The 25,467-nt window shown below is 67.3% G+C and carries 28 protein-coding genes; 8 read left to right on the plus strand and 20 right to left on the minus strand.

Features of this window, described 5'->3' with window-relative positions:
- Positions 1-59: 59 nt before the first annotated feature.
- From DR_RS09365 to DR_RS09375, 3 genes are all read right to left on the minus strand, one after another.
- Complete coding sequence (locus DR_RS09365; protein ID WP_010888465.1) at positions 60-479, minus strand: hypothetical protein; 420 nt, start codon at positions 477-479, stop codon at positions 60-62.
- The gene (locus DR_RS09370) at positions 476-1,351 is read right to left on the minus strand and encodes a hypothetical protein (RefSeq protein WP_010888466.1); all 876 of its coding nucleotides are present in this window, start codon (positions 1,349-1,351) and stop codon (positions 476-478) included. Before DR_RS09370 ends, DR_RS09365 begins: the two co-directional genes overlap by 4 nt.
- 270 nt (positions 1,352-1,621) lie before the next feature.
- Positions 1,622-2,257, minus strand: coding sequence for a monothiol bacilliredoxin BrxC family protein (locus tag DR_RS09375; protein WP_010888467.1), 636 nt, complete (start codon positions 2,255-2,257; stop codon positions 1,622-1,624).
- Positions 2,258-2,484: 227 nt separating this feature from the next.
- Here DR_RS09375 and DR_RS09380 point away from each other — a divergent pair, with 227 nt between their 5' ends.
- A complete protein-coding gene (locus tag DR_RS09380) occupies positions 2,485-2,721 on the plus strand; it encodes a hypothetical protein (protein ID WP_027479793.1) in 237 nt (78 codons plus the stop codon).
- Here the strand turns inward: DR_RS09380 and DR_RS09385 are convergent.
- The 5 genes from DR_RS09385 to DR_RS09410 all read right to left on the minus strand — a co-directional run bounded on the left by DR_RS09385 (position 2,693) and on the right by DR_RS09410 (position 9,323).
- On the minus strand, positions 2,693-3,652 hold the full coding sequence (locus DR_RS09385) for a class I SAM-dependent rRNA methyltransferase (protein ID WP_010888469.1): 960 nt from the start codon (positions 3,650-3,652) through the stop codon (positions 2,693-2,695). The genes DR_RS09380 and DR_RS09385 overlap by 29 nt on opposite strands.
- Positions 3,653-3,743: 91 nt before the next feature.
- Entirely contained in the window at positions 3,744-4,682 is a 939-nt protein-coding gene (mraY, locus tag DR_RS09390) for a phospho-N-acetylmuramoyl-pentapeptide-transferase (RefSeq protein ID WP_010888470.1), read from the minus strand.
- A gap of 143 nt (positions 4,683-4,825) precedes the next feature.
- Positions 4,826-6,184, minus strand: a complete 1,359-nt coding sequence (ffh, locus tag DR_RS09395; RefSeq protein ID WP_010888471.1) for a signal recognition particle protein — start codon at positions 6,182-6,184, stop codon at positions 4,826-4,828.
- 90 nt (positions 6,185-6,274) lie between these two features.
- Positions 6,275-6,847 (minus strand): DUF6985 domain-containing protein, encoded by a 573-nt coding sequence (locus tag DR_RS09400; RefSeq protein ID WP_027479794.1) that lies wholly within the window; start codon positions 6,845-6,847, stop codon positions 6,275-6,277.
- A 175-nt stretch (positions 6,848-7,022) separates the two neighbouring features.
- On the minus strand, positions 7,023-9,323 hold the full coding sequence (locus DR_RS09410) for a RelA/SpoT family protein (protein ID WP_162177651.1): 2,301 nt from the start codon (positions 9,321-9,323) through the stop codon (positions 7,023-7,025).
- 445 nt (positions 9,324-9,768) lie between these two features.
- Here DR_RS09410 and DR_RS09415 point away from each other — a divergent pair, with 445 nt between their 5' ends.
- Complete coding sequence (locus DR_RS09415) at positions 9,769-10,098, plus strand: FKBP-type peptidyl-prolyl cis-trans isomerase (protein WP_027479796.1); 330 nt, start codon at positions 9,769-9,771, stop codon at positions 10,096-10,098.
- Positions 10,099-10,171: 73 nt separating this feature from the next.
- On the opposite strand, the gene DR_RS09420 is transcribed toward DR_RS09415, so the two are convergent.
- Entirely contained in the window at positions 10,172-10,402 is a 231-nt protein-coding gene (locus DR_RS09420) for a hypothetical protein (RefSeq protein ID WP_034350031.1), read from the minus strand.
- A gap of 103 nt (positions 10,403-10,505) precedes the next feature.
- Between DR_RS09420 and DR_RS09425 the strand changes: the two genes are divergently transcribed.
- Positions 10,506-10,961: a DoxX family protein gene (locus DR_RS09425; RefSeq protein WP_010888476.1), complete on the plus strand. Its 456-nt coding sequence runs from the start codon at positions 10,506-10,508 to the stop codon at positions 10,959-10,961.
- Positions 10,962-11,146: 185 nt separating this feature from the next.
- On the opposite strand, the gene DR_RS09435 is transcribed toward DR_RS09425, so the two are convergent.
- Positions 11,147-11,563 (minus strand): hypothetical protein, encoded by a 417-nt coding sequence (locus DR_RS09435; RefSeq protein WP_010888477.1) that lies wholly within the window; start codon positions 11,561-11,563, stop codon positions 11,147-11,149.
- Positions 11,564-11,621: 58 nt separating this feature from the next.
- Positions 11,622-12,473: a M55 family metallopeptidase gene (locus DR_RS09440; protein WP_010888478.1), complete on the minus strand. Its 852-nt coding sequence runs from the start codon at positions 12,471-12,473 to the stop codon at positions 11,622-11,624.
- A gap of 47 nt (positions 12,474-12,520) precedes the next feature.
- On the opposite strand from DR_RS09440, the gene DR_RS09445 reads away from it, so the two are divergent.
- Positions 12,521-12,802 carry a GNAT family N-acetyltransferase gene (locus DR_RS09445; RefSeq protein ID WP_010888479.1) on the plus strand — a complete coding sequence of 94 codons (282 nt, stop codon included), beginning with the start codon at positions 12,521-12,523 and terminating at the stop codon, positions 12,800-12,802.
- An 88-nt stretch (positions 12,803-12,890) separates the two neighbouring features.
- Here the strand turns inward: DR_RS09445 and DR_RS09450 are convergent, their stop codons facing one another.
- The 4 genes from DR_RS09450 to DR_RS09465 form a co-directional block, all read right to left on the minus strand.
- Complete coding sequence (locus tag DR_RS09450) at positions 12,891-13,439, minus strand: hypothetical protein (protein WP_010888480.1); 549 nt, start codon at positions 13,437-13,439, stop codon at positions 12,891-12,893.
- Positions 13,436-13,750 (minus strand): PadR family transcriptional regulator, encoded by a 315-nt coding sequence (locus DR_RS09455; protein WP_010888481.1) that lies wholly within the window; start codon positions 13,748-13,750, stop codon positions 13,436-13,438. The genes DR_RS09450 and DR_RS09455 overlap by 4 nt, the downstream gene beginning before the upstream one ends.
- A gap of 93 nt (positions 13,751-13,843) precedes the next feature.
- Positions 13,844-14,116: a hypothetical protein gene (locus tag DR_RS09460; RefSeq protein WP_010888482.1), complete on the minus strand. Its 273-nt coding sequence runs from the start codon at positions 14,114-14,116 to the stop codon at positions 13,844-13,846.
- Positions 14,113-16,230, minus strand: a complete 2,118-nt coding sequence (locus DR_RS09465; protein ID WP_010888483.1) for a 1,4-alpha-glucan branching enzyme — start codon at positions 16,228-16,230, stop codon at positions 14,113-14,115. The genes DR_RS09460 and DR_RS09465 overlap by 4 nt, the downstream gene beginning before the upstream one ends.
- 146 nt (positions 16,231-16,376) lie before the next feature.
- Between DR_RS09465 and msrA the strand changes: the two genes are divergently transcribed.
- On the plus strand, positions 16,377-16,949 hold the full coding sequence (msrA, locus tag DR_RS09470) for a peptide-methionine (S)-S-oxide reductase MsrA (RefSeq protein ID WP_051618834.1): 573 nt from the start codon (positions 16,377-16,379) through the stop codon (positions 16,947-16,949).
- A complete protein-coding gene (locus DR_RS09475; RefSeq protein ID WP_010888485.1) occupies positions 16,949-17,176 on the plus strand; it encodes a hypothetical protein in 228 nt (75 codons plus the stop codon). The genes msrA and DR_RS09475 overlap by 1 nt, the downstream gene beginning before the upstream one ends.
- Positions 17,177-17,254: 78 nt before the next feature.
- On the opposite strand, the gene DR_RS09480 is transcribed toward DR_RS09475, so the two are convergent.
- The 4 genes from DR_RS09480 to DR_RS09495 form a co-directional block, all read right to left on the minus strand.
- Positions 17,255-18,010, minus strand: coding sequence for a serine/threonine-protein kinase (locus tag DR_RS09480; protein ID WP_010888486.1), 756 nt, complete (start codon positions 18,008-18,010; stop codon positions 17,255-17,257).
- 74 nt (positions 18,011-18,084) lie between these two features.
- Entirely contained in the window at positions 18,085-19,098 is a 1,014-nt protein-coding gene (locus tag DR_RS09485) for an SIS domain-containing protein (RefSeq protein ID WP_034350037.1), read from the minus strand.
- Between the two features lie 706 nt (positions 19,099-19,804).
- On the minus strand, positions 19,805-22,072 hold the full coding sequence (locus DR_RS09490) for a DNA internalization-related competence protein ComEC/Rec2 (RefSeq protein ID WP_010888489.1): 2,268 nt from the start codon (positions 22,070-22,072) through the stop codon (positions 19,805-19,807).
- Positions 22,066-22,446 (minus strand): ComEA family DNA-binding protein, encoded by a 381-nt coding sequence (locus DR_RS09495; RefSeq protein ID WP_010888490.1) that lies wholly within the window; start codon positions 22,444-22,446, stop codon positions 22,066-22,068. Before DR_RS09495 ends, DR_RS09490 begins: the two co-directional genes overlap by 7 nt.
- Positions 22,447-22,675: 229 nt before the next feature.
- Here DR_RS09495 and gatA point away from each other — a divergent pair, with 229 nt between their 5' ends.
- A complete protein-coding gene (gatA, locus tag DR_RS09505) occupies positions 22,676-24,124 on the plus strand; it encodes an Asp-tRNA(Asn)/Glu-tRNA(Gln) amidotransferase subunit GatA (RefSeq protein WP_010888491.1) in 1,449 nt (482 codons plus the stop codon).
- A gap of 57 nt (positions 24,125-24,181) precedes the next feature.
- Here the strand turns inward: gatA and DR_RS09510 are convergent, their stop codons facing one another.
- Entirely contained in the window at positions 24,182-24,601 is a 420-nt protein-coding gene (locus tag DR_RS09510; protein ID WP_010888492.1) for an organic hydroperoxide resistance protein, read from the minus strand.
- A gap of 105 nt (positions 24,602-24,706) precedes the next feature.
- On the opposite strand from DR_RS09510, the gene DR_RS09515 reads away from it, so the two are divergent.
- On the plus strand, positions 24,707-25,459 hold the full coding sequence (locus tag DR_RS09515) for a TSUP family transporter (RefSeq protein ID WP_010888493.1): 753 nt from the start codon (positions 24,707-24,709) through the stop codon (positions 25,457-25,459).
- Positions 25,460-25,467: the final 8 nt, after the last annotated feature.

The following is a 25,467-nucleotide window of genomic DNA, read 5'->3' on the forward strand; positions in this document are numbered from 1 at the left end:
TTTCCTTTGAGGCGGGCGGGCAGGGGTCAAACAGGGGCGCGGGCGGGGCAGGTGGCGGGTCAAGCCAGCCTCCGCGTCCGCAACTGCCGCACGAACTGGTGCAGGTGCGCCTCGTCGAGTTCCGGGGCGACGGCCCCGAGCAGCGCGGAGAGGGTGGCCCCCTCCCCCACCTGATCGAGCGCGTCGTCAATCAGGAATTCGCCGATGGGCCCGACCACGCTCACCAGCGCCTGGGTCACGTTGTCGAGCACCGCCTCGGTGACCGGCTGCTCGCGGCGCAGGGCGCGGCCCAGCCAGCTCTGGGCCTGCTCCAGCGCCCTTTCCACGTCCTCCTGAGCGAGATCGAGGTGCGCCGCGATCTGCGCCAGCGTCCGTTTGCCGTCCACCAGGTCGAGCACCCGCCAGGCCGCGTAGGGCAGCGGCGTATCGTCGCGCAGGCCGCTCGGCCAGCGGGGCACGTCGTGGCTCCAGCGTGTCACAGCGTCTCCAGGCCGGTGGCCGCCCAGCCGGGGCTGCGGCGCACTTCACCCAGTGGCAGGGTCCGCAGGTCGAGCCGCAGCTGTCTCAGGCTCAGCCGGTACGCCCCCAGCAGCGCAGGCAAGAGTTCCTGCATCGGCACATCATCTTCGACCGTCAGTTGCCCGCGCACCAGCGTGACCTCGCCCGCGAAGGGGTCGAGAACCGGGTGACGCCCCGCGAGCTGCATGCCCACCTGTTTCCAGATGTCCTCAAAACCGGGCGCCGTCCGCGCCGTGGTCGCCAGCACCTCGCGCCAGGTGTCGAGCAGCAGTTCGCGGTTGTGGTGCTGGTCCGACGACAGGGCGTAACAGGTCGCGCCGGCGGGCGGCAGCGCCCCCGACATCACCCGGCCCCCTTCCCAGAACGAGCAGTGCGGCCCGGCGAGCAGCACCCCCTGAAACCGCTCGCGCTGCAAGCCCGCGTGCACGGCGGGCCAGGGCAGCGGCAACTGCCGGGGCGGGGTGCGGCGGCAGTCCCACAGCACCTCGGCCACCAGCGGGTCGGTGACGGTCAGGGTGACCCAGGCGCGGGGCAGGCCGCGCATCGCCACGTCCAGCGTGACCTCACTACCACTCGCCGCGAGGCCGCCGAGCAGTTGCCCGCTCACCCACACGAACCGCGCCCAGCGGCCCTGCTGCTCCACGTCGAGCACCCCGGTCAGCCCCTGCTGCTGCAAGGTTTCGAGTTCCGTGAGCACCTCGGTCCAGGGATAGAAGTCGGTGGACAGGCGCCGGAAAACGGCCTGGTCCTGGGGCACCGGCAGGCGCAGCGGCGCGGCAGGCTGAGGAGCGGGGGAAGTTTGTGGATTCTGGGTCTTAGGGTTCTGGGTCATGGCAGCGAAAAAGGAACAGCAAGTGAGGGGCAGCGTCAGGGCGAGGGCCGGGCCGGCCCCTGACCTCGCCTATCATGACACCGGCACCGGCATGACACCAGCGCGGGGCCAGGCCAACAGGGAGCCGCCCGCAAGACGGAAAGCCCCGCCATTGGAGCGCAGCCGGTCTTACCTGCCACTTACAGGCACTCTGTCAGGCCTCTACCGCAACAACCCCACCCGGAGGCGTCCGAGCGGGGCTGTGGGGGGTTAAATTTCGGGGCTTAATGCTCAGCCGAGCTGGTCGAGCACGCTCTGCACGCGGGCCTTGAGGTCGCCGCGGTCCTGGGGAGCACCGAGCTGGTGCAGGCCGCCGTGGTAGGCGTCGGGGTCACCGAACAGGCGCGAAAGCAGTTCGAATTCGCGCTGTGAGCGCAGCGAGGCGTCGTCGCGGAACATGGTCACGTACTGGTCCTGAAACGCCCAGTCGCTGAGCTGCCCCGCGAGGTAAGCCTGCATGAGCTGACGGTAGGGCTCCACGCTGTCGCCCGCGTCCACCTGCGCCGCGCCGCTGCGCTGGGGCACCTGCTGCTCGAACACCGGCCCGAGCGCTTCGGGGGTGATGTCCCAGTTGTTCACCTCGTACTGCGCCTGACCGTCCTTGAAGAGGATGAACTGCGGGCTGTGATGGGTCAGGCCGGTCAATTCAGCGACGTGGTTGCTCGCCGGGCGCCAGTCCACCACGCGGATAAAGCCGACGGGCAGCTCGTAGCGCTGCAAGAAGGTTTCGAGGACGCCGAAGCCCTGCATGGTCTTGTGGCAGGTGCCGGCCTTGAAGACGGCGGCGAGGGGGTAGTCCTTCAGAAACTGGTCCACCTCGTCGGGTGTGGTCAGGGGGGAGAGCACTTGGTCTTGGCCTTGGGTCATGCCGACAGCTTACCCGAATGCTTTAGAAAATGAACCGGGCCGGGGTCGCAATCGAGTCAGGCAAGCATGCCTCATATGAACTGCGATTGAAGCCCTCGGTTCTGGGCTTCAATCCGAACGGAGTGAGCAGCAGCAAAGACGGATTTTGGGAAATGGACCCGCATCCGGTGCCGTCCCGGATGTGGGGGAATTGGAGGAAATCCGTCTCACGGCGCTTACACTCAGGCATGGACAGCGCCACCGAGTTCATCTGCCTGAGCCTGGGCGGGGTGACGGTCAGCGGCTTCGTCACCCCGGAGGACTGGCGGCAGATCGACTCGGGGGCGGTGACCGAGGTCGTCATCCGGCAGGTCACCGCGACCCATGAGGACGTGGGCGAACCGCACGCCTTCGGGGACCTGCACGTCATTTTTGCGGGCGGCGAACCCACCGCCTTCAGTTCAGGCTCCATCTTTGAACCTTGAGGTGAGTCGCCCCCGGATAGTCGCGCCCCGGCCCGAGTGTTTCGGTCAGGTGGCCGCGTCGACCCGCTGTACTCAGCCCCTGCTCGACCATGTGGGTCAGGCCGCCCGCCGATACCCCGGCGTGGTTGAGCAGCGCGAGCACCTCACCGCCGGGCGCCGTGACCGCACTCGCCTGCGCCATGAGCCGCCCGTAGTCCTTTTCGGCGCGCCACGTCCCGGCCTTCGAGCGGGCGAAGCCGGGCGGGTCGAGGATGACAAGGTCGAAGAGGTCGCCGCGCCGCTGTAAGCGGGTCAGCCACTCGAACACGTCGCCGTACAGAAAGTCGTGGTCGGGCGCCGCGAGGCCGCTCAGGGCGTAGTTCTGCTGGCCCCACCCCAGGACTTTGCGCGAGAGGTCCACGTTCTTGACGCTCGCAGCTCCGGCGAGCGCCGCGTTGAGGCCGAAGCCGCAGGTATAGGCGAAGGTGTTGAGCACCCGCTGCCCCGCCGCGTGCCCGCGCACCCAGCGCCGCGCCGGGCGGGCGTCGGAAAAGAGACCCACGCTGAGGTCGGCGCCGGGGCGAATCAGGAAAGGCACGCCTTCTTCGAGCGCCGTTACCTCGGGGCGGGCCGTGCCCCACAGCGGGTCGGGCGGTGACAGTACCTCGCGCGCCACGTTCGCCAGATGTTTCGCCTCGGGGGGGCGGCGCTTGAGGTAGACGCTGCTCAGGCCCGCCGCCTCACCACACTGTGCGGCGAGGTCACGCTCGGCTTCCGCACTCAAATCGGTGTAGAGGCTCAGTATTCCGGCGTCACCGGCCACGTCCAGCGTCCACAGGCCCCCCGTTTCGGTGATGTGCACGGCGCGGAAAAAGGTGGTGCCCGCTCCCGGCAGCCCGGCGCGGCGGTCAAGGGCGCGGGCGAGCAGGTCAGGCACCGGCAAAACAGTCATTCCCGGATTGTACGCAGTGACGGGAGGGCAAAGAAAAAGCCGGAGCTGTGGCCCCGGCCTGTTCATCTTCTCTGGTGCTCAGGTCTGGTGCTCAGGGCCGCCCGCCCATCAACCACCACGTCAGCGCGGTGGCGATGCCGGTCACGACCCAGAAACGCAGGGTGACGTGCGTTTCGGGCCAGCCGCTGAGCTCGAAGTGGTGCTGAATGGGGCTCATCTTGAACACCTTGCGCTTTCGCAGCCGCACCGAGGCGACCTGAATCACCACGCTGAGCACCGCCGCCACCGGAATAATCGCGGCAATCGGCAGCAGCCACACGTCCGAGTACAGCGCGTAGGCACCCGCCGCGACCGCGCCGATGGCGTGGCTGCCCATGTCGCCCATAAACACGCGGGCGGGGTGGGCATTGAACCACAGGAACCCGAGCAGCACGGCCACCATCAGCGCGGCGATGGGCGAGACGGCGACGAGCGGCAGCAGCACGATCATGCCGACCCCAGCGAGCAGCCCGTCGAGGCCGTCGGTGAAGTTGAAGGCGTTGACGCTCCCCACCATCACAAAGGCGATGAACAGCATGTCGAAGATGGGGTAACCGCCGATGGACATGAAACCGGGCAGCAGTTGGTGGCTGGCGAGCGGCGCCGCGAAGCCCGCAAACAGCAGCGCGACAAGCACCTGCAAGGGGAATTTCTCGCGGGCAAGCAGTTCCTTTTTGCCGCCGAACTTGCGCGAACGGATTTTCAGAAAATCGTCGATGCCGCCCACCACGCCCATGCCGAGTGCGGCGAGCAGAATCATCACCTCGCGGCTGAGGTTCGCCTGTCCGATGCCGCCGAAGGCCAGCAGCCCCACGAACACCAGCAGCAGCGCCAGCACAAACGCCACGCCGCCCGCCGTGGGGGTGCCTTCCTTGGCGAGGTGGGTCTGCGGCCCGTCCTGGCGAATCGGCTGGCCCCAGCCGAACTTCTTGCTGTAGTGAATAAACAGCCCCAGCAAAAACCACGACAGCAGCGCCGCCACGACCATCATGGGCGCACCCGCCGGGCAGCGGCCCGGTCCCCGAGCAGAACAGAAGGCAACGTCATCTCAGTGACGAAGCCTACCATGAGGGGGTGCGCTTCCTCGGATGAGAGGTGGGCGCGGGGACTTTCGCCACCCAGCCCCCCCGGCCCTCACTTCTTCATCTTCAGGTTGGGCGGCATCTGCCCGCCGCCGCGCGGCAGCTTGGGCATTCGCATGCCTTTGCCCTTGCCGCCGGTCATCTGGCCGAGCATTTTCATCATTTCCTTCATCTGCTCGTGCATCTTGAGCAGTTTGTTGATGTCCTGCACGCTGGAGCCGCTGCCCTGCGCGATGCGCTTGCGGCGGCTGCCGTCGATGATCTTGGGGTTGCGCCGCTCCTTGACCGTCATCGAAGAAATCATCGCGTCGATGCGCTGAAGCTGCTTTTCGTCGATGGTAAAGCCCTCGGGCAGCGCGCGGCTCATGCCGGGAATCATCTTCATCAGGTCGCCGAGCGGCCCGAGTTTACGCAGCTGGCGCAGTTGCAGCAGCAGGTCCTCAAGGTCGAAGTCGCCGGGCTTCTTGACCTCCATCGCCTTGAGGTCGGCGGCCTGCGCGCGCTCAATCAGGCCCAGCACGTCACCCATGCCGAGAATGCGCCCGGCCACCCGGTCGGGGTAGAACGGCTCCAGGCCGCTGAGTTTCTCGCTGACCCCGGCAAAATAAATCGGCTTGCCCGTCACCGAGCGGGCCGAAAGCGCCGCGCCGCCGCGCGCGTCCCCGTCCATCTTGGTCATGATCAGGCCCGACACGCCGATGCGCTCGTCGAAGGCCTGCGCGACGTTGAGCGCTTCTTGCCCGGTCATGGCGTCCACGACCAGCAGCGTCTCGGTGGGCTGCAACTCAGCCTTGAGGGCGGCGAGCTGGTTCATCAGTCCCTCGTCGATCTGGAGGCGCCCGGCGGTGTCCACGATCACCAGGTCGCGCGGGTCACGGGCGAGATGTTCCTCGATACGGGCCTTCGTCTCGGCGGGCGACTCGCCGTCGTTCACCTTCAGCACCGGCACGCCCACCTGTTTGCTCAGCACTTCGAGCTGGTCGCGGGCGGCGGGGCGCTGGGTGTCGGCGGCGACGAGCAGCACCTTGCGGCCCAGTTTCTTGTAGTGCGCGGCGAGTTTGCCCGAGCTCGTGGTCTTGCCCGCGCCTTGCAGGCCGACCATGAACCAGACGTTGTTTTTCTTGTCGAGCGAAGGCTGCGCCGACTCGCCGCCGAGGGTCTGCACCAGTTCGTCGTGCACGAGCTTGATGACGGTCTGCCCCGCGTTGAGCGAGCCGAGCACCTGCTGGCCCACCGCCTGCTCGCTGACCCTGGCAACGAAGTCCTTAGCGACGCCGAAATTGACGTCGGCTTCCAGCAGGGCCATCCGAATTTCACGCATGGACGCCTTGACCTGCGCCTCGGTCAGCTGGCGCTCACGGCCCAGCTTTTCCAGAATGTCCTGCAATTTGTTGCCCAGCGACTCGAACATAGTGCGGGCAGGCTAGCACGGGGGTTCGGCCCGCAAAGAAAGCCGGGACGCTGACGCAGGCGCGGGTGCTGCGGCGAGGCCAGGGACAGCTCAGGACGAAGCGAGCAGGTCCAGGGGCGGCGAAACCAGGCCGTGCTGCTCGGTGTCGGTCAACGCGGGAATGTAAAGGTCGTTGGGCATGACGTACACCAGTTGATGCCCCAGGCGCAGGACCAGTTGCATGCCGTGTTCCTCTTCCCAGGTGGGCAGGGTATGCACCAGCACGTACGGCACTTCCGGCTCATTGGAGGAGGAACAGACGAGCACTTCGCGTGGGGTGACCTGCGCCCAGAGGTCTTCGGGGGACTGAGCGGCAGCCAGCCGTTCCTCCATTTCCTCCTCGTCGCAGACGTACTCGAGATTGAAGCGCATGTCGCTGAGCACAAATGGACTGACGCGCTCACGGGCCTGCTGGCCCAGACTCAGGAAGGTCAGGGCAGCGGCCTGCGCCTGCGCCCACTTTTCGCCTGCCGGGTCTGCCTCAAAGGCAAAGGGCAGCGCCTCACCGCCGAAGAAGGGAACGGGCAGCGGTTCGGTGGCCCACCAGCCGTCCTCCTGACGTTCAAGCGAAGCGAAGTGCGGGTGCAGGTCCATGCTGAGGTTGTACTTCGGGCGGTGGGGCACGTCAAGAGAGCTGGCCCCCTCCCCCTTTAGAGCATTTGACAAAAAGATGGCACAGCTTTTTGGCGAGCGAAGCGAGTACAAAACACCGAGCAGGACGGACTTGCAAAGCTGCGAAGCAGAGAATGGAGCGGGTGGCGGCGCCGCTGCCGACACCCGCGTAATTCGGAGAACTGCTCTAGGCCCGCTTCGCCCCACGACCGATCCGCAGCACGTCGGTCACGTTCGGGACGGCGAGCAGTGCCGAGCGCACGACCTCGAGCTGCGGCTGGCTGCCCACCGCGAGCCGCAGGTGGATGTGCGCGGTGCCCCCGGTGTCAGCCTGCGCCGCAACCTTGAGCGAGCTGGTCTTCTGGTCGCTGAGCACCTTCATCACGTCGGCGAGCAGGTGCTGCCGGTCTTCGGCCACCACATCGAGGTCTACGATGAGTTCCTCTTCGCTCGTCGCGTTCCACGAGGCGGCCACGCAGCGTTCGGGCTCGTCGCGCAGCAGCCGCACCATGTTGGGACAGTCAATGCGGTGAATGCTCACCCCGCGCCCCCGGGTGAGGTAGCCCATGATCTGGTCGCCGCGAATAGGCGAGCAGCAATTGCTGATCTTGGTCTGGGTGGTAAAGCCCTCGACGTAGATGCCGTGCTCGGAGGACTTGACGGCGACGGGCCGGGGACGGCTGGGCGCGGCCTGCTCCTGCGCGAGCGTGGGCGAAAGGATGCGCGCCACCGCGCTCGGCGTGTGCTTGCCCGCCGCGAGCGCGAGGTACAGCTCGTCGGGGTTGCGGGTGCCGAGCAGCTTCTGGGCGGCTTCTTCGAGCAGTTTGGAGCGCATCAGCTGGCGCACCGGCAGCTGGCGGCGGCGCAGGTAGCGCTCGAGCAGGTCGTGGCCCTTTTGCAGCCCCTCGTCGCGCTTTTGCTGGCGCGAGTAGGCGCGAATCTTGGTGCGGGCGCTGCGCGTGGCGACGAAATTCAGCCAGTCCTCGCTGGGTTTGCCCTGCTTGCTGGTCAGTACCTCCACCATGTCACCGTTTTGCAGCCGGTGCGAGAGCGGCACAATCGAGCCGTTGACCCGCGCCCCCACCGCCGTTTCGCCTATGCGGGTGTGGATGTGGTAGGCAAAATCAATCGGCGTGCTCCCCGCCGTGAGCGACACCGCCAGCCCCTTGGGTGTGAAGACCCACACCCGCTGCGAGAGGATGTCGTTTTTCACTGCGTCTATGTAGTCGGAGGCGTCGCCGATTTCGTTCTGGATTTCGCGTAGCTGCGTAATCCAGTTCTCGCGGTCCTTCTGGGCAAGTTGCCCGCCCTGCTTGTACATCCAGTGCGCGGCCACGCCGTACTCGGCGACCTCGTGCATCCGCAGCGAGCGAATCTGCACCTCGATGGGCTGACCGCTGCGCGAAATCACGGTGGTGTGCAGGCTCTGGTAGCCGTTGGGCTTGGGCACGGCGATGTAGTCCTTGACCCGTCCCGGCAGCGGCGTCCACATGGAGTGGACCACGCTCAGGGTGTGGTAGCACACGCGCTTTTCGCGGTTTTCCTCGGCGCGTTCGCGGCGCGACTCCTCCACGCCTTCGGGCACCGTCAGTGGGCGCGGCTTGAGAATCACCCGCAGCGCGAGCAGGTCGAAAATCTGCTCGAGCGCCTTGCCCTCTTTTTGCATTTTGTTGTGAATGCTCCACAGGTGCTTGGAGCGGCCCGCGATGTCGATGTCCTCCACCCATTCGAGCAGTTCGAGGTCGTCTTCGAGGGCGTCTTGGAGCTCGGCCACCGCGTTCACGATCAGCTCGTCGCGCTCTTCCTGGCGGGTGCGCAGCCGGGTTTGCAGGTACTCGTAGGCGTCGGGGTGCAGGTAGCGGAAGCTGAGGTCTTCGAGCTCCCACTTGATGCGCCCGATGCCGAGGCGGTGCGCGAGCGGCGCGAAAATCTCCATCGTTTCGCGGGCAATGCGCTGCTGCTTTTCGGGCTTCATGCTGCCCAGCGTCCGCATGTTGTGCAGCCGGTCGGCGAGCTTGACCACGATGATGCGCAGGTCCACCGTCATGGCGATGAGCATCTGGCGCAGGTTTTCGGCCTGCATGTCGCGCCCGTCCCCCGGCACCTCGGCCTGCTGGTTGCCCTGCTTGGAAAGCTTGCTGACCTTGGTTTCGCCCTCCACGATGCGGCGCACGTCGGGGCCGAAATTCCGCTCGATGACCTCGAAGGTTACGCCCTCCACGTCTTCCACCGTGTCGTGCAGCAGCCCGGCCATCAGGCTGTCGGTGTCCATGCCGAGCCGGGCGAGGATAATCGCCACCGCCACCGGGTGGGTGATGTAAGGCTCGCCGCTTTTGCGCATCACCCCGGCGTGGGCGTCACGGGCAAAGACGTAGGCGGCCTCGACACGCTCACGCTCCGCCTCGGGCCGGGAGGCGATCAGCGCGCGGAGTTCCGCCATGCCGAAGTCGGGATCGGGTGAAGGGGCGACGGGGGACGGCTCCGGCATCGAATCAGCATAAGGCTTTGCCCGCCGCCCTATTCGGTGGTGTCTCACATCAGCGGGAGCCAACGCGGCGCGTCTGCCCAGCGAGCGAGACGCGCCATAAAAAAAGCCCAGCCAGCGGGCAAGACTTCAGGGGTGGGAAGGATTGTCAGAAAAGAAGGCAATTAACGGCGTTCGCGGGTGCGAACCGGGATGGGCACCGGCTGTGGCCGTGGCTCACCCAGCCCCGTCAGGACGCCGCGCAGCCACTCCAGAAATTCACTCAGACCTTTCACGTCCCCAGTTTAGAAAATAAATCTGGGACGCAGATGGAAGCCACATGACCGCTGCTTCATACGCCGGGCAGCTGACTTTTTCCACTTCTCATCTCTCTACCTGCGACCCTCACGACCTTCACGGGTGTTTTACTGAGTTCCTGGCCAGTGGACGGGCGCGTTACTCTCGGCGCATGACTCAGGATTTACAAGTCGAGAAATACCAGGAAGGCAGCGGCCAGCCGGCAGAAAAAGGCAAGATGGTCAGCGTGCACTACACAGGCACGCTGGAAAACGGCCAGAAGTTCGACTCCAGCCGCGACCGGGGCCAGCCCATCGAGTTCCCGCTCGGCGTCGGCTACGTGATTCCCGGCTGGGACCAGGGCATCGCGCAGATGCGGGTGGGCGACAAGGCCCGGCTGACCATCCCCGGCCACCTCGCCTACGGTGAAGCGGGCGTTCCCGGCGTCATTCCCCCCAACGCCACCCTGATTTTCGACGTGGAACTGATGGACGTGCGCTGAGACACGCAGCAAGAACCCGGCCCCTCCTCATTTGGAAGGGTCCGGGCTTTTTTGATGCCTTGTTAGCCGGTTTTTAGCGCTTGTCCGAGCCTTCGAGCGGCGCGTCGAGCACGTTGGTGTCGTCTTCCACGTAGTCGCCCTGCTCGTCGAGCATCCCGCCGGGTTCCACGCCAATGTCGGGGTTGCCGGGGCTGTCCTGCACGACGCCCGACTGCGGGGTGGGGAACTTGGTGGCGCTCTCCGAGTCGGTGCTGTGGTTCTCCTGGGGAATGTCAACTTGCTCGTCGCTGCGGTGTCCAGTCATGGCGGGCAATCTAGTACGTCGCCGTGCGGGGCAGGTGTGCTGGGCTTCAGCACAGGTTTAGAGGCGTGCAGGCGCCAGGAACCCGGCTGCTACACTTTTCGCTATGCCCCGTCAACCAGAAATCGGTCTCGCCCTGCTCCGGCTGGTGCTGGGTGTGGTGTTCGTGGCCCACGGACTTCAGGCAATGGCCTGGGGCGACCTCGGGCCGCTGGTCGAGCAGTTCCGGGCCTGGCATATTCCCCACCCGCTGCTCGCGGCGCCGCTGGTCGCCACCATCGAAACGGTCGGAGGCGTGCTGCTGTTTCTCGGCCTCGCCGCCCGCACGGTGGCCTTCTTGCTGAGCTGCATCATGTTCGGCGCCATCTGGTATGTCCACTGGGGCCGCAGCTTCTTCGCGCCCGCCGGCCTGGAACTGCCGCTGCTGCTGCTGGGAGGCAGCCTCGCCATCATGTTCGGTGGCCCCGGCTACCCGTCCATGGACCGGGTCAACTACCGCCTCCCGTCTTTTGGGCGCACCACGACGCGCGTTTATGAGCAGGACGGCCCGCCCCGGCTTTAAGGGCGGGGCCCTCTCCAACTAGAGCAGTTCTCCGAATTACGCGTGTGTCGGAACAGCACCGCCACCCGCTCCATTCTCTGCTTCGCAGCTTTGCAAGTCCGTTCTGCTCGTTGGTTTGCACTCGCTCTCTTCGAGCTGTACCAGTCCGCTCGCCAAAAAGCTGTGCCATCTTTTTGTCAAATGCTCTAAAAGCGCAGCTCCAGCCCCACTCCAGCCCCGAGCTGCCCGCTGAGCGTGCTACGGGCGTAGGCGCGCCAGCCGACCGGCCCCAGGACCGGCCCGCGCAGGCCGCCCTCGGCGTAGAGGTTGAGGCCCTGGCGGTACTCGGCGCCCGCACTGGCAAAGGCGTCCACCTTCGTCAGAGGCAGATTGAGGTCGCGCAGAGTCACGCCCAACGCGTAACGGTTTTTGCCCTGCCAGCCTTTCTCCGCGCTGCCCTCGACACCCAGCGCCCCCAGGCGCGGCACCGCGACCAGCGAGCTGCCCACCCGCACGCCGTAGCCGGCGCTTCCCGTCTCGGCGCCGGCCCAGGTGGTCGCGCCCGCCACGCCGAGGGAGGACATCAGAGCCAGAACCGCCGCCATCTGCCAAACCTGTTGCATGGGTGCAGGCTAGGGCGCGGGAGCTGACGGGGGATGAGGGAAGCGGCGGCCCTAAGCCTCAGCCGTTGAGCCGCACTTCGGCCACCTTCGCCAGCAGGCGGAAGGTCTGGAAGAGGTGATAGGCGTTCTCGCTCTCCCAGCCGACGGTCACGGCGTCCACGCGGGTCACGCCCGGCACCCGTTCGCAGGCGTCGGCGCGGGCCTGATGGTCGAAAGAAAGCTGGCAGGGCGCGGGCCAGCGGGTGGTGTAGGGCGCGAGCGAGGCGGCGCGGCGCACTCCGGCTTCGGCTCCGGCGCGGATGCGGCGCACGGCTTCGGCGGGGTGAAGGTGAATGGCGGCAAAACTGCTCAGCCCTTCCTTGACCGCCACCGTTTCGACTCCCTCGCCCAGTTCGGCGCGGATTTCGCCCATCGCCACGTCGTCGCCCGAGGCGAAGGCCACCGGCACTCCGTAGTGCCCAGCGAGCAGGGCGTTGAGGCCATATTCGCCAGTGTCCACGCCGCCGATGCGGACATTACGAATAAAGCCGTTCCAGGTGTGCGCCAGCGGCCCGCGCATACTACCGGCGCGGGCGTGCGAGCCGACAAGCAGCAGCGCGCCCACACCTTCTTCCTGCACGCCCTGCACCATGCTCAGCGGCTTGTCGTTGCCCGTCGTGTAACGCACCCGTTCGGGCAGCAGCTCGGGCAAGAGGTTGCGCATGGTGTCGTGGCTGTCGTTGACCAGCACGTCGCTCGCGCCCGCCGCGAAGGCGCCCTCGGCAGCGGCGGCGGCCTCACGGGTCATCTGAACGCGGGCCTTTTCGTACTCCGCGCCGTTGACCAGACCCCCGAACTCGGGCGGGCTGACCTGCACCCACGACGCCACGCCGCACACGCCTTCCATATCCACGCTGATAACGACTTTCATAAGACCGAGGGTAAAGGCTCGGAGACTGCCCGTGCCTACAATGACGTATGCCAGAACCCCGCAAGAACGCAGACCAGGGCCGCTACGAACTCACCGACGGCGGCCAGATCGTCGGTTTCGCTGAGTACCAGGACCAGGGCGACACCGTGGTCCTGCCGCACACCGAAGTCAGCGCCGGGCACGAGGGCGAGGGCCTGGGCAGCCAGCTCGCGCAGTTTGCGCTGAACGACATCCGGCAAGCGGGCAAAAAGGTCGTGCCGACGTGCCCCTTCATTCGTAGCTACATCGAGAAGCACCCAGAATATGCGGATCTGGTGGCACAGGGCTGAAAGTGACACAGGGCTGAAGACGGACCAGAACAGAACCAGAGCGCGGCGACGGGAGCACCCTGTCTGCCGCGCTCTTTTGAGTGCGAGGTCAAGCCATGAGGCGAAGAGTGCGGCGGAGCTTCTGGTCCTTCTCCCAGAACTGGGCGGCGTGCCACACCAGCGCCCCGGCGAGAAGGGCGTAAACCCACGCCGGCGAAACGCCGAGCAGCTGCGGCAGGTAGAAGGTCACGTTGAGGGCGTTCACGAGAACACCCAGCAACAGCAAAACGCCGTCCTGCCGCAGAGGGTGGAGGCGCCAGGACAGGCCATAGCCCAGGGCATAGAGCAGTGCCGCCGCGACCAGCGGACCCGAAGGATGAGTCCAGGCCATCCAGCCCAGCATCAGAGCGCAGACAATGTGCAACCAGCGCAGGTCGGGCCGCTGTGGAGACATCAACTGCTCCCACTCCTTGCGCGTGACATAGAGCTTTTTCAGGGCCACTGTCATGTCCTCCGGCGACCCCAGCACCGGGTCAACGTCTGCCCCCGCGTCCAGTTCCGCATCGTCCAGATGTTCCCAGGTATCCCGCCTGACGCGCTCAGCGACGGCTTCAGGCAAGTCAGCAGTAGCGATTCTCAGCCAGCTTTCTGCATTCATACGGTATCCCCCAGGACATGACGAACGGCGCGAGTTTCCTGCTCCCAGGCCCGGCGGGAACGCGCTAGGGCCCGTCTCCCCTGCTCGGTCAAGCGGTATTCCCGCCGGGTACGCCCGCCGACCTGTTGCTCGGCACTGACGACCAGGCCCTCAGCTTCGAGCGCGTGGAGCACGGGATACAGCAGGCCCTCACGCGCCGTAAGCAACCCCTCCGAACGCGCCTGGATGGCCTGCGCGATGGCGTAGCCGTGCTCCGGCTGCCGGGCGAGCACTGCCAGCACCAGCATGCGAAGTTGCTCGGTGCGGTTCATGGAATGAGTATACCTCTGAAACAGAGGTAACTGAGCACAAAAAAGCGTGGCACCTGAGGGACTGGCCCCAGCGCCGCGCTTTTCGCTTGCTTTCTATTGCCCGTTGCTCGCCACCCAGAAAATCAGGGCAATCAACAGCAGGTCTACCGCCCAGCTCGCGGGCCGTTTGAGCCGTTCGTCCTTCTGCGCCCGGAACACCTGCACCCCCAGCCGGGCGAACAGCAGCCCCGCGATCAGGTACGGACTCGGCGCCGCGCCCCCGCTCAGCAGCGGCCAGAGCAGCAGCCCCGCCAGCACCAGCAGGAGCAGCAAGCTGACGGCGCTCAGCGGGTCGGGGCCAGAACTCCGAGAACCGGGGCGGCTCAAGCCTTCTTCCCGCCTTTCTGCTCGTCGTCAGGCTTCTGCTCTGCCGATTCAGCGGCGTCTGCCGGAGCGCTGCGGCCCCCCTCATGGGCCGGCGTCTCGGCCACCAGCCGCTGTTGCTCGTTGGGGCGGGGGTCGGCGGCGCGCTCGACCTGCACCGCCTGGGCCGATTGCCGGGCGACTTCGCGCAGTTCGGGGGTCAGTTCCTGGCGGCTGACAAGGCCCTTCACCGGCGCGGCGGCCACGGGTTCAAGCACCAGCACGCTGCTCGGCGGCAGGTTCAGGTGCAGGGCGTGGGCCTGACCGTGGGCGGCTTCGTCGCGGGCGCTGAGGTCGGGTTGCTGGGTGCCGAAGCCGCCAAATTCGCCGTCGTCGGTGGACAGCAGCACGCGGTACTCGCCGCCCTGGGGCACGCCGATCACGTAGTCCTCGCGGTAGACCGGAGTTAGGTTGGCGATCACCAGACTCCAGGCCCCGCTGTAGGTGTCGCGCCGGGCGTAGGCGTAGACCGAGTTGTCGGTGTCGTCGGCACTGATCCACGCCATGCCTTCCTCGCGGGCGTCCCCCGTGTGCCAGTCGGGGCGCTCGCGGTAAAGCTCGTTCAGGCGCCGCACCAGATTCATGACGCCACGGTGGTCGGGCTGGTCGGCGTGGAACCACGGCAGCGGCGCGTCATGGTTCCACTCGCTGCCCTGGGCAAAGTCCTGGCCCATGAACAGCAGCTTCTTGCCGGGCGTGGTCCACATCATGGCGAGAAAAGCGCGGTAGTCGGCGCGCTGCGCGTACCAGTCGCCGGGGTGCTTGAGGACCATCGGCTTTTTGAGGTGCACCACCTCGTCGTGGCTAATCGCCAGCACGTAGTTTTCACTCGTCCGGTACACGTTGAAAAAAGTCAGCTTGTGGTGGTCGTACTTGCGGTAGATCGGGTCCTGCTCGAAGTAGGCGAGCGAGTCGTTCATCCAGCCCATCGCCCACTTGTAGTCGAAGCCCAAGCCCTCGGGCGTCGGCGTGGTGACGCCAGGGAAAGACGTGCTTTCCTCGGCAATCATCAGGCAGCCGGGGGCCATGTGGTGCGCGACCTCGTTCAGGCGCTTGAGAAAGGCGATGGCCTCGAGGTTCTCGCGCCCGCCATAGATGTTCGGCACCCACTCGGTGCGCGAAAAGTCCAGGTACAGCATGGAGGCCACCGCGTCCACCCGCAGGCCGTCCACGTGGTAGTCCTGCACCCACTTCAGGGCCGAGCCGATCAGGAACATCACGACCTCGTTGCGGCCATAGTCGAAGATGTAGGTGTTCCAGTCGTAGTGGTAGCCCTTGCGCGGGTCGGCGTACTCGTAGAGCGGCGAACCGTCGAAGTGCGCGAGCGCGAACTCGTCGGTGGGGAAATGGCCCGGCACCCAGTCGAGCAACACGCCGATGCCGAGCGAGTGCAAATGGTTGACCAGATATTTGAAATCTTCCGGGCTGCCCAGGCGGCTGGTCGGGGCGTAGTAGCCCGTGACCTGATAGCCCCACGAGCCGTCGAAGGGGTGCTCCATCACGCCGAGCAGTTCGACGTGGGTGTAGCCCATGTAGGTCACGTACTCGCCCAGCCGGTGCGCGAGGTCGCGGTAGTTCAGGAACCAGCCGTCGTCACGCCGCGCCCACGAGCCGACATGGCACTCGTAGATGCTGATGGGGTCTTCGAGCGCCTGCCCTCGCCGCGCCCGCTGCTCCAGCCACCCGGCGTCGGTCCATTCGAAGTCCTGCTGCCAGATGATGCTCGCGTTGTTGGGCCGCACCTCGAAAAAGGTGCCGTAGGGGTCGGTCTTGTCCACGGTCTGCCCCCCGGCGCCGGTCACGCGGAATTTGTAGCGCTGGCCCGGCTGCGCGGCGGGCACGAAGGCGCCCCAGAACCCGAAGTCGAGGCGCTGCAAGGGATGGTCGAAGCCGTTCCAGTCGTTGAAATCGCCCACGACACTCACATGCTGCGCGTTCGGTGCCCACACGGCGAAGCGCACCCCCTGAACCCCGTGTTCGGTGGTCGGGTGGGCGCCGAGCAGGTGGTCGGGCCGGACCAGATCGGCGGTCACCAGCTTTTGCAGGTGCTCGTGGTCGAGGGGCAAGGGAAACGTCATGCGGCGAGTCTACGGCGCAGCCTTGCTCCCGGCGCCTGTCCCCTCTGCCCCGTCGCCCATCTCTAAAGCTGTTTTAAATCCGCTTTCCGGTCCCTATCGTGGGGTGGCATCCCCTCGGGGAGCACGGCGCGCCGCACAATAGCAGCATGACCCAGCAAACGAATTCCCAGGGGACTCAGCCCGGCGCGGCTCAGGAACAGGCCATCTTCGCGGGCGGCTGCTTCTGGTGCACCGAGGCCGTGATGCAGGACCTGCGCGGCGTGCAAAAGGTCGAGAGCGGCTACATCGGCGGTACGGTGCCCAATCCCGATTACCGCTCGGTGTGCGGCGGGCAGACCGGGCACGCCGAGGCGGTGCGCGTGACCTTTGACCCGAACCAGATCAGCTACCGCGACCTGCTGGGGCTGTTTTTCGCCACCCACGACCCCACCAGCCTCAACCGCCAGGGCGCCGACGTGGGCACCCAGTACCGCAGCGCCCTGTTTCCGCTGACCCAGGAGCAGGAACAGACGGCCCGCGAAATGATCGAGCAGCTCGGCACCGAGGACGTGTTCGGGCGGCCCATCGTGACCAGCATCGAACCGGCGAGCACCTTCTACGTTGCCGAGGACTACCACCAGAACTACTACAAGAACAACCCCGGCCAGGGCTACTGCATGGCCGTCATCTCGCCCAAGGTCGCCAAGCTGCGCCAGTACTACGGCGACAAACTCCGCTGATGCGGGTGCTGTGGCAGACCGAGGCGGCAGGCTACGCGGCGCAGCTACGGGCAGGTGCCGGGCAAGCCGCCCTGGTCTGGCCGCACGGGGAGCTGCGGGCCGACACGATTGAAGAAGTCCTTGCGTTGGCGGCGGCTGATCTGCGTCTGCCGGGTGCGGTGTACGCCGAGCTCCTCGACGAACTCGACTTGCTGGCCGGCGGGCCGCCACGGGCCTGGACGCCCTGAAAAAGCAAAAGTAGACATGGCGCTGGGAGCGATTGAATCTCCCGGCGCCGTTCTTTTGTCCCACTCTAATGTCCCACTCTAAAACAGAGTGCCCTCCACCAGGTGCAGCAACTCCCGCCGCACCTGCGCCGCGTCGTGGGGGCGGGCCGTGCGGTCGGGGTCGAGCAGGTGGTCTTGCAGGCGGACGAGGGGGTCGGCCAACTGGGGCGCGGGCTCGCCGGGTTCGGGCAACTGACCGTGCAGGCCCCAGAACAGCAGCACGCCCACGCTGTAGAGGTCACTTTCCGGCCCCTGCCTCTCGCCCCGGCTCGCCTCGGGGCTCTGGAAGGCGGGGGTGCCGATGCGGACAGCGCCCCCCGGGTCTTCACCGAGCGGGCCGCTGAGGTCGTAGTCCACCAGTTTGGCGCTGCCATCTTCCTCCACGACGATGTTGTCGGGCTTCACGTCGCGGTGCAGGACGCCGCGCTCATGCAGGTAGGCGAGGGCCTCCAGCAGATGCACCAACGTCAGCAGGTACGCCTGCCGCTCCCGTTGCAGGGCCGGGCGGCGCCGGTAACGCTCGAACAGGACTGCGCCCCGCGCATAGGCCATCAGCAGGGCCGGCTGGGCGCCAATCCGCTCCTGCCCGAGCACCGGGGCCAGCCGGGGGTGCAGCAGCCCGGCGCCATGCTCGTATTCCCGCGCGGCAAAGGCCGACAGCTCCGGCGGAAAGAGCTTGACCGCCCGCACCTGCCCGCGCCCCGTCACCGCCAGATACACCACGCTGTGCGAGCCATGACCGAGCACCCGGACCAACCGGGTACCGTTGCCGAGAAGCTGTCCAGCGAGCGTCACTGAACCTCAGGCTATCCCGCCGCCGCTGAGGGCAGATGGGGCAGGGATGAAGTTCAGAATGTTTCTGCCGGGGGTCAGTCCTCTTCCCGGTCGTCGGCTTCCCAATCGCCAGCTTCTGGGCTGTCTGCCGCTCCAGTGTCGTCCCAGTCGTCTAGCACAGTGCGGCGCGGGGCGGGCGCTTCCCGCTCGGCGCGCAGGTGCTCCTCTGTTTCTTCGCCGGCCAGCACCGCCTGGGCGCGGGCCAGCACCGACAGGTCGCCCGCTTGCAGGCCGTAACGCTCGGCGAGGTACGCCGCCACCCACGCGCCGAAATACCACAGTGCGAGCTGCCCGGCGTAGGCGCTCTCGGTGTCGCCGGGGACAGGCAGATGCACCACCTCGTCGATGCGCGTTTCGAGCACCTCGCGGCTCAGTTCCAGCGCGGGGTCGAGGTCGCCGAGCAGCAGGGCAATGCGCCCGTCGCCGTGCTCGTGCTGCGCCTCGAACGCCCCGGTCACGACGGGCAGCGGGTCGCCGGACAGCGGCACAGCGAGCGTCTTGCCGATGCGCGCCAGCAACTGTTGCCACGCCTGCGGCAGCGCCTCCGCATCGGGCGCGGCGAGCAGGAGTGGGGCGCGTCCCCACAGGCTCCAGGCGAGCGTACGCGCCGGGTTGTCGTCGCCCGCCTCCGGGCCGCAGCGTCGGGCGAGGTCGGCGAGCAGTCGCTCGGCTTCCTGCGCGTCCCCGGCGTGCCCGGTGGCGTAGGCAAGCGCCTGGGCGAAGTGGTAGGTGGAGAGCGCCCCGCCGGGCACGAGCACGTCCACCTCGCCCGCCGCGCCGCCGGTCGTCACGCGCCGCACCGCCGCGCCCGCCACCTCGGCCAGTTCAGCGTAGGTGCGCGCCGCGTCTTGCCCGTCGGGGCTGAACAGCACGAACTGGGTGCCGGTGCGGGTGAAGTTGCCGGCCACGCCGGGGAGCGCGCTCGCGAGCTGGGCGGCCAGGGTGCCTTCGCCCACGCCCACCACCGCGTGGGGGCCGGGTTCGGGGCGCTGGGGGCCGGCGTAACTGCCGGGGAGGCGGGAGAGGAGGGCGAGGACATCGGTGCTCATGGGGGAAGTGTACGGGGTGCGGGGCGGGGGGTTTGGGGGCAGGTGGAGGTTTGAGGAGCTGAGAGCTTTGGCTTCAGCTTCTAGCCCCAACCCCAAACCCCTCTCCCCAGAGGGGACAGGGGCTTTGACGCTGGCGCTGTGCAAATGGCGGTGATGGCGCTTGACGGGCGGTGTTCCTCAAGTGCATAGGTTGGTCTGGACGCTGGTAATTTCTGCGGACGTGAGGCCCGTGCGCTTTCAGCGCCCGACGGCCTTTGCGTTCTGCGTTTCACGGTTTTTCGTGGGTGGGTAAAAAAGGCCAAAGCCAAGGCGTTTTTTGACCCTCTCCCGCAGGGGGAGAGGGCCTTTGCGAAGCAAAGGGGTGAGGGGGCGTCCAGACCAGTCCCAACGAAAAACCATTCCATCAAACACTGCGGAGGCTCAGAAAGGGGATGCCGCAGCAGATATCCCCTACAACCCCACCACACCACCGCCCGCTGCCACAGGGCCGTCGTGCACGCAGTGCGCGGGCTTCGCGTCCGCAGAAATCACGAACGTCCAGACCCGCCAGAAACCGTAAAACGCTGAGCGGCAGGCGCAACCTCCGCCCAACGCCAGTCCTCAGCGGAGCGTTGAAGCCCCTGTCCCTTTGGGGTAGGGGGTTGGGGGTGGGGCAAAGAGCTAAAGCTTACGCTCTAACCCCTTCCTGAAAGCCACGACATGCCTTTCAAGGCAAAGGCCACCGCACCGTTCCCACCTGATCGGTCCGCCATACCTTCGCCCCGGCAGCGGCTATTCGGTCGAGCACCGCCTGTGTCGGGTGTCCGTAAGTGTTGCGTCCCACGCTGATAAGCACGTCTTTCGGCTTCGTCTGCTTGAGGAGGACTTCGCCGGTGCTGTAGCGGCTGCCGTGGTGCGCGGCCTTGAGCAGCGTGAGGTGACCGGGGCCAATCAGGGCCTCGGCGGGGTCGGGCAAGTCACCGAGCAAGGCGGCACGGAATGGTCCGTCCTCGACCCGCAGCGCCACCGAGTTGTCGTTGTCAGCAGTGGACCAGACGTTGCCGACAGGCCACAGAGCCGTCACTTTGACCGGTCCCGCCGTCACCTGGTCGCCCCGCCGAATCTGGCGCACCGGGACATTTCTTTCACGGGCAGCGGTCAGCACGGCGTCGAGCACCGGGTCGTCGCCCGCCTTTTTGAGCTGGCCCACCCACAACTCGCCCACCGGAAGACCGCGCAGGACGCTGGAAAGGCCCTCGATGTGGTCGGTGTCGGCGTGCGTCGCCACCACCACGTCCAGCTTCCGCACCCCGAGAGCCCGCAAAGCCGGCAACACGGTGCCCCGGCCCACGTCGTAGTCGCTGCCGACCGAGCCGCCGCCGTCCACGAGCATCGTCAGGCCCGGCACCCGCAGCAGGGTGGCGTCGCCCTGGCCCACGTCCAGAAAGACCAGTTCGCGGGCGGGGCGCAACTGGGCCGGCAGCCAGGACAGCGCGGCGCAGGCGAGGGCAATGGTCAACGCGGCTTGCCCCCGCACCCGCCCGAGCAGCCAACCCATCCCCGCAACAGCGGCGAGCGCGTAGGCAAGAAAGCCGCCCGCGCCGAGCGTGCCCCAGCCCAGCACCGGGGCACTGCCGAAAGTCTGCGCGACCCACAGCAGAGCAGAAGCGAGCGGCGCCACGGCCCAGTTCACCAGCCCGCCTGCCGGGCCGAGCAGCCCCGCGAGGAAGCCGAGCGGCACCAGCACCGCCATGATGGGCGCGGCGAGCAGGTTGGCGGGCAAGCCCACCAGCGGCAGTTGCCCGAAATTGTGCGCGATGACTGGCAGGGTGGCGAGTTCGGCGAGCACGGTGGCCGCGAGCGCGAGCTTGAGCCACTGCGGCCAGCGCTGCGGCAGCCGGTCGGCCAGTTTGCCCGAGAGCAGCAGGCCGAGGACCGCCAGAAAGGAAAGCTGAAACCCCACGTCCAGCAGCCACAGCGGAAACAACAGCAGGCAGGCACTCGCTGTCAGCGCCACGATGCCCAACGGGTCGGGCCGCCCCCGGCCCACCATCAGCGCGAGCAGGGCCACACCGCCCATCAGCACGGCGCGGGTGATGCTCGGTGTGGCGCCGACGAGGAGCAGCAGGTAAAAGGGCAGCAGCGCGGCGGGCAGGCCATAGCGCCAGCTGGGCCGCGCCCCCAGCCACCCGAGCAGCCAGATCAATGTGCCAGTCAGCAGCGCCACGTTCTGCCCGCTCAACGCCATCAGGTGCGCGAGCCCAGCGCGGGCAAAGGCGTCGCGCACCGAGAAGCCCTCATCAAACGTTTCGCGTCCGATGTCACCGCGCTCGCCGAGTTCCACCGCCGTCATCAGGGCAGCGTTGCGGGGCGAGAGATGGGCACTCAGGCCCCGACGAAACCAGCCGCGCAGGCCACGTTCCGGGACATGCTTTTTGACCTCGGCACGCACCAGCACGGCTTTCGGCGTGGGCACCAGAAGCCCGCCTTGCGAGCGCAGCCACGCCGCCTGGTCAAAGCCGCCGGGAATACGCCGGCCATCGGGGCGAATCAGCCGCCCGGCCACCACCACTTCGCCCGGCCCTTGCCTCGGTTTGGGAGCGAGGGCCACCCGCGCTTTCGGCTCGTCCAGCGTCAGAAATTGCCCGTCCCAGTGGCCGCGCAGGGTCACGAGGGCACCTATCCAGGGGGCGATGCGGTCCGGCTCGCGGGCCTGCAAGTGCGCCGAGCCGTACCCCAGTCCTCCACCGAGCAGCGCGAGCACCGCCAGCAGCGGGCGGGCGTCCAGCAGGGCCAACGCTGCACCGAGCAGCAGCGGCACGGCGGCCCACCCCAGCCCGAGCTGCCACCCGATGCCGCCGATGATGCCGAGCGCGAGGGGGAGCGGCCACGCCAGCCGCCCGGCCTCGGCGCGGTGACCCCGACGGCGGGCAGGGGCAGTCAGCACCTCACCCGTTTGCGGGTCGAAGCGGGTCGCCCCTTCACGAGTCACCATTTCACCAGCGGCGTCAGCGTGCGGAGGGTCGCTTCGCCCACGCCTTTCACGCGGTCCAGGTCAGCGAGCGAGTGGTAGGGCCGCCCGGCGATAATTTTCTTCGCCATCGCCGGGCCGACTTTGGGAAGGGCTTCGAGCTGCTCCTGACTCGCCGTGTTCAGGTTCACCCGCCCGCTGATGAGGGGCGTGACGCTCGCAGTGGTCGGGTAAGTCCGCGGCTCGGCGTTCGCGTCGGCCTGAACGGGCGGCAGCGCCGTGCGCGTCACCGTCGGCAGCTGCGGGCGCGGCAGCAGCGCGGGGCCGAGGGTCAGGCCGCCGACGAGCAAAGCGCCCGCCGCCAGCGCCACCTGCCAGAGCCGTTCGTGAGGGAGCATGTGGCCCAGGGTAAAGAGGGCGGTCTTTCAGGAGGCTCACTCGCGAGCTGTCCATGTGCCCTGCCGTTCCTGCGCCCGGCCCCGCTAGAGCATTTGACAAAAAGATGGCTCAGCTTTTTGGCGAGCGGAGCGAGTACAAAATAAGGAGCAGGGCGATGAATGGAGCGGGTGGCGGTGCTGCTGCCGACGCACGCGTAATTCGGAGAACTGCTCTAGACTGCCCGGCGATATGGCCGCTTTTCAGACCGCCGCCCAGCTCGCCCGCGCCGTACAGAGCGGTGAGACCACCCCCCAGCAGCTCCTGCACGGTGCCCTGGCCCGCGCCGAAGCCGTGCGTGGCCTCAACGCCCTAGTCAGCTTGAATAGCCACGCCGAGGAGCAGGCCGCCGCCGTGCAGGGCCGCATGCAGGCCGGCGAAACCCTGCCGCTGGCGGGCGTGCCCATCGTCGTCAAGGACAACATCAACGTGACCGGCACCCGCACCACCTGCGGCAGCCGGATGCTGGCGAACTATGTCAGCCCCTACACCGCCACTGCCGCGCAGAAACTGCAAGGCGCGGGCGCAGTCATCGTCGGCAAAGCCAACATGGACGAGTTCGCCATGGGCTCGAGCACCGAGAGCAGCGCGAGCGGCCCCACCCTCAACCCCTGGGACCACGAGCGGGTGCCCGGCGGCTCCTCGGGCGGGAGCGCGGTGGCGGTGGCGGCGGGCATCTCGCCGGTCAGCCTCGGCAGCGACACCGGCGGCTCGGTGCGGCAGCCGGCGGCGCTGTGCGGCGTATACGGCTTCAAGCCGACCTATGGCCGCGTCAGCCGCTACGGGCTGGTGGCCTACGCGAGCAGCCTCGACCAGATCGGCCCCTTTGCCCGCTCGGCGGAAGACCTTGCCCTGCTGATGAACGTGATTGCCGGACACGACCCGCGTGACGCGACCAGCTTGGACGCCCCCGCCCGGTTCGCGGTGGGCGGCGCCGACAGCCTGCGCGGGCTGCGGGTCGGTGTCATCCGCGAATCGCTCGGCGGCAACACCCCCGGCGTGGAAGCTGCGCTGGGCGCCACTCTCGACGCTCTGCGCGGCGCGGGCGCAGTAGTGGGCGAGGTCAGCATTCCCGAGCTGGAGTACGCCATCGCCGCCTATTACCTCATCGCCATGCCGGAAGCGAGCAGCAACCTCGCCCGCTACGACGGCATGGTCTACGGCGAACGCGTCCCCGGCGGCGACGTGACCCGCAGCATGACCCTGACCCGCGAGCAGGGCTTCGGTCAGGAAGTGCAGCGGCGCATTCTTCTGGGCACCTACGCGCTTTCCAGCGGCTACTACGACGCCTACTACGCCAAAGCGATGAAAGTCCGGCGCCTGATTGCCGACGAGTTCACCACAGCTTTCGGGCAGTACGACGTGCTGGTCACGCCCACCAGCCCCTTTCCCGCCTTCCGGCGCGGCGAGAAGGCGAGCGATCCCCTCGCCATGTACGCCGCCGACGTGGACACCGTGGCGGTCAACCTCGCCGGGCTGCCCGCCCTGAGCGTGCCCGCCGGATTTGAAGAGGTGGACGGCAAGCGCCTGCCGGTGGGCGTGCAGTTCATCGCCCCCGCCCTGCAAGACGAGCGGCTGCTGGCCCTGGCCGGCGCGCTCGAAGCGGTGGGCGCCGTGCAACTGGAAATGCCGCAGGACTGAGCCAGACGAGAAGGGCCGGACACCTGTTGCAGTGTCCGGCCCTCTTTCGTCGGTGTCTTATTCGCGGACTTTGAGTCGCACGTCCACGTTGTTGCGGGTCGCCGCGCTGTAGGGGCAGACCTCGTGGGCGGCGTGCATCAGGCCCTCGGCCTGCTCGCGCGACAGGCCCGGGAAATGCCCTTCGAGTTCCACGTCGAGCGCGAACGCCAGGCCCGCCTTTTGCAGGCCCACGCGGGCGGTGATGGTGGAGTCGGCGGGCACGTCGATCTTCTGGCGGCGGGACACCACGCCCAGCGCACCCTGAAAGCAGGCGGCGTAGCCAGCGGCGAAGAGCTGCTCGGGGTTGGTGCCGGGGCCGCCGTCGCCGCCCATCTCGGCGGGCACGCTCAGGTCCAGGTTGAGGCGGTCGTCACTGCTGCGGGTCGTTCCGGCGCGGCCCCCCGTGGCGGTTGCTTCGGCGGTATACACGTTTGCCATACCCGGAGTATTCCCTCGCCCGCATCAGTTGAAAGTGAGACGGACCTGAATCCAAACCTGGGGCGGCCCGACCCCGCCGTCAGGGAGGAGGGTACACTGCCCCCCGTGCCGGGTCCCGAAGTGCTGCTCTACGGTCTGCCGCTCGCCTTTCTCGCTGGTTTTATAGACGCGGTGGCGGGGGGTGGGGGCACCATCACCCTGCCGACGCTGTTTTTCATGGGCCTCGCGCCCGCGCAGGTGGTGGCGACAAACAAGCTGCTCGCCATTTTCGGCTCGGCGAGCGCCACCGTGCAGTTCTGGCGGGGGGGTCACGTCGAGCGGGCGCTGGTGCTGCGGCTGATTCCGCTGGCGCTCGCCGGAAGCGCGCTGGGGGCGTATCTGGTGCGCTTCGTGGACCCCAACACCTTCAAGACGCTGGTGGGCTTCGTGATTCTGGGTGTGGGAGCGCTGGTGCTCGCCAACAAACGCTTTGGCCTCGAAGATCGCTCCCCCGGCCTGACGCCGCGCGTGCTCGCGCTCACGCTGCCGGGCACCTTCATTATTGGCATGTACGACGGATTTCTTGGCCCCGGCACCGGCACCTTCGCCATGTTTCTTTTCGCGCTGGCGGGCTTCAACCTCGTGCGTTCGAGCGGCAACGCCCGCACCATCAACTTTGCGACCAACCTCGGTGCCTTTATCGCCTTCCTCATCGGCGGGAATATGGTCTGGTGGATCGGCCTGCCGATGGGCGTCGCCAACGCGCTCGGGGCCACCCTGGGGGCGCGGATGGCGATGCTGCGCGGCTCGGCCTTCGTGAAGTGGATGTACGGCCTCATCGTGGTGCTGGTGGCGGCGCGGCTGTTCCTGACCCGCTGAACTTATGG

The sequence above is a fragment of the Deinococcus radiodurans R1 = ATCC 13939 = DSM 20539 genome (genome assembly GCF_000008565.1).
Lineage (GTDB): Bacteria > Deinococcota > Deinococci > Deinococcales > Deinococcaceae > Deinococcus > Deinococcus radiodurans.